This window comes from Flavobacterium sp., assembly GCF_046317795.1.
Lineage (GTDB): Bacteria > Bacteroidota > Bacteroidia > Flavobacteriales > Flavobacteriaceae > Flavobacterium.
Genome location: NZ_JBKCVI010000160.1, coordinates 1 through 3,509, shown reverse-complemented (window position 1 = coordinate 3,509; position 3,509 = coordinate 1). Strand labels below are relative to the sequence as shown.

The 3,509-nt window shown below is 34.0% G+C and carries 2 protein-coding genes; both read left to right on the top strand.

Annotated elements, in window-relative coordinates:
• Positions 1–1,866 (top strand): alpha/beta fold hydrolase (locus ACK5ON_RS09685; RefSeq protein WP_409821994.1); only part of this gene is annotated, 1,866 nt, incomplete at its 5' end.
• Between the two features lie 532 nt (positions 1,867–2,398).
• Positions 2,399–3,331, top strand: a complete 933-nt coding sequence (locus tag ACK5ON_RS09680; protein WP_409821992.1) for a BPSS1187 family protein — start codon at positions 2,399–2,401, stop codon at positions 3,329–3,331.
• Positions 3,332–3,509 lie beyond the last annotated feature (178 nt).

Genomic DNA, 3,509 nt, shown 5'->3' with positions numbered 1-3,509 from the left:
CATCCCTATAAACGTATTGTGGATGCTTATGTAGATGCTGGTTACGTTACACTGCGCATTGAGAAAAGCGGACTGGGAGACAGCAAAAATACACCTCCTTGCGAGTCTTGTGATTTGCTAGATGAAATTGAAAATTTTGAGGCAGGCTTAAAAAAACTGAAGTCACTTCCCTATGTAGATGCCAATCAAATCATTATTGTTGGTCACTCTATGGGTGGAATTGTTGCGCCAGCAATTAGTGCAAAAAATAAGGTTGCGGGTGTTGTAGTATATGGAACTACTGCTAAATCTTGGTTTGAGTATCAAATTGAAATGTATCGCGTTCAAAATGCATTATCAGGCATGAACCCGATTGAAGTGGAACAATCTGTAATTGCTCAATATGATTTAAACTATCGTTATTTCGTTAAGAAAGAAAAACTTGAAGATATTGCCAAAGAGACTAAGGCCGACAGTATTTTACGCACTAGTTGGGAATACGATGGTAAAGGAAAAATTTACTCAAGAAATGCAGAGTACTGGAGACAAATTCAGTATTACCCTCATTTAGAAAATTGGAAAAATACTACTGCAAAAGTCTTGGTGCAATTTGGTGAATCTGATTTTCAGGCATTTTCTAAAGCAGATCATCAGCAAATTGTGAATACCGTAAATTTCTTCAACCCAGGTAATGCAACATTAATGACTTATCCTTCAACGGATCATTATTTTGCGAAGTCAGGCACGATGCAAGAAGCCTATAACAAATTTTCAAATGGACAGATCCAGCAATTGTTTGATGAATACAATCCTGAGGTAGGTCTTTCAGCAGTAAAATGGAGCAACGAAGTGCTTTCCAAAAAAGATGTAACGATACTTCCCGAAAAAGGATGGAAAAAATTGAATACAGAGCGCTATCCAGGGAAACAAGACGACATTACTTTCATCAATGAAAAAGAAGGTTGGTATGTAAACGGTTACGGAAGTATTTATCACACAAAAAATGGCGGCGAAACTTGGGAAAAACAATTGGAAAAAAAAGGGACTTTTTTTCGAACCATTGCCTTTGTGGATAATTTAGTTGGTTTTGCGGGTACGGTTGGAACAGATTATTTTCCTAATGTTACCGATTCCATACCACTGTATGGAACTAGAGATGGTGGCAAAACTTGGAAGCCGGTTGACTATAAAGGACCTTATGTTAAAGGACTTTGTGCCATTGATATTGTCAAAGAGCAATATATTAATCACGGCAAAATAGACTACAAAATACATATTTATGCAGTAGGTCGTGTAGGTTCTCCTGCTAATATGATGGTATCACACGATGGTGGCGAAACTTGGACTTCCAATAGTATGAACAACGACTGTAAAATGCTCTTTGATATCAAAATGTTTGATAAAAACAACGGATTTGTTTGTGCTGCTTCCGATGAAGATATGGAAAAATCGAATGCCTTGATTTTAAAAACCAGCGATGGAGGAAAATCTTGGAAAAAGGTGTACCAATCCAATCGTCCGTTTGAAGGCACTTGGAAGGCATCATTCCCAACAAAGCAAGTTGGCTATGTAACTATACAATCCTATAATCCAGATCCAAATGTAAAACAACAACGCATTGCCAAAACAACCGATGGCGGCGAAACTTGGAATGAAATCAACTTAGTGGAAGATGCTGGAGCAAGAGAATTTGGAATTGGGTTTATTGACGAAAACCACGGATTTGTAGGCACCATGAATACAGGCTACGAAACCAAAGACGGTGGTAAAACCTGGGAGAAAGTTAATTTAGGAATGGCTTGCAATAAAATCAGAATTTACAAAGATGCCAATGGCAAAGTATATGGGTATGCAATTGGTGTAGATGTGTTGAAGGGGGAGTTTTAAATTACAAACTAAAAAAAAGCAAAATGTAAACATTATTATATGATCTAAATTCATTGATTAGAACTCAATGGAAAACTATTTTAGTAATCGTTATAACTTTTTATTTACATTATTCCTATCCGGATATCAAACAGGGGATCATGGATGGCTGTATGAATAAATGAGGCAGTGGCTAACACACGTAGCTGTTGCACAACCCCAATAAAAAATACTATTTCAAAATAATTCCAAAAAAGACCTTTTTTAAAGCGATTTAAAGAAGGTTTATTTTTTAGTAATAGTTCAATGCTAAGTATTTACAATAGAGTTTTTAAAGTCCAAAAAGAACCCAAAGTGTCAGGATGTTGTATGGTTTTAGTAAGAAAAACATTTTTTCTTACAAGTATTATTTATATTTGTTTGAGGATTGTGGAAGTTTTTTGACGGTCTGACGTTGAAAGAAACCCTTGAGCGACGCTACGAAAAAAGAGAATATGATTATTTTTAAACCTTTTTTTAATTAAATAGTCTAACAGAGAAATATTAAATAATTATGAAAAACATATTGTTTCTATTTTCATTTATTTTAATAATATCTTGTAGCAAAGACGAAACTATTACAACAGACAATACAATTGGTCAAAATATTTCCACATTAATTCAACCAAATCAAACAGATACGAATTATTCATTAACGCAAGAAAGTCATTATGTTGCTAGAAATACAAAAACACATTTAAACAAACTATTATTATTTATTGGAGGAAGTTATAGCATACCAAAAGATTATAATTATATATGTGACCACGGAGCAACAATTGGATTAGATGTTATTAGTTTATCATATCCAAATGATGTCGCCGCTTTTTCAATGTCAAATAGCGCAGACATAAATGGTTTCAATGATTTTAGAGATGAAATCTGTTTCGGTAATCAAATTAGTAGTGTTGTTGACGTAAATGCTTTAAATTGTATAACAACAAGAGCAACTAAACTTCTGATATATTTAAAAAATACTTATCCGAATGAAAATTGGGGGCAATATTTAACTGCATCAAACACTATTTTATGGTATAAAGTTATTGTTTCAGGACATTCACAAGGTTCTGGTCACGCTTGTTACATAGCAAAACGATTTTTGACAGATAGAGTTGTAATGTTTTCTGGACCAAATGATTATAGTACTTATTTTAATAATCCAGCAAATTGGTTATCACAAACTGGACTTACTCCAATAAGCAAGCATTATTCACTTTTGCATACTCAAGATGAAATAGTGCCTTTCAATTATCAAGTTGCAAATATGAGAAGTTTAGGATTATTAACAGCAACTGAAAACCCTCTTTTGGTAGATAATTTGACTGCACCATATTCAAATGCACATTCAATGTCGTTAAATATAAATGCATTATCTTTTCATAACTCAACAGTTGGGCAGAACTCAAAACTGCCGAATATTTGGACTTATATGTTTACATCAAACTAGTGGAAGAAAGTGTACCCTGCTCCTCAATTCCGATAGCTATCGGAACCCGACTTTGAGGTAAAATAAAGAAAAAGAAGGAAGAGTTACAATGAAAATAAATAAAATAGAAAGTTTAAAATATTCCGCAAAGTCAGTAGACTTTGCGCAGCGAGTTATAAGGTGTTGATAGGAAATACAC

What these genes read in the sequence shown, in the direction of transcription:
- ACK5ON_RS09680 (WP_409821992.1), top strand. Translation starts at nt 2,399, where the DNA reads ATGAAAAACATATTGTTTCTATTTTCATTTATTTTAATAATATCTTGT.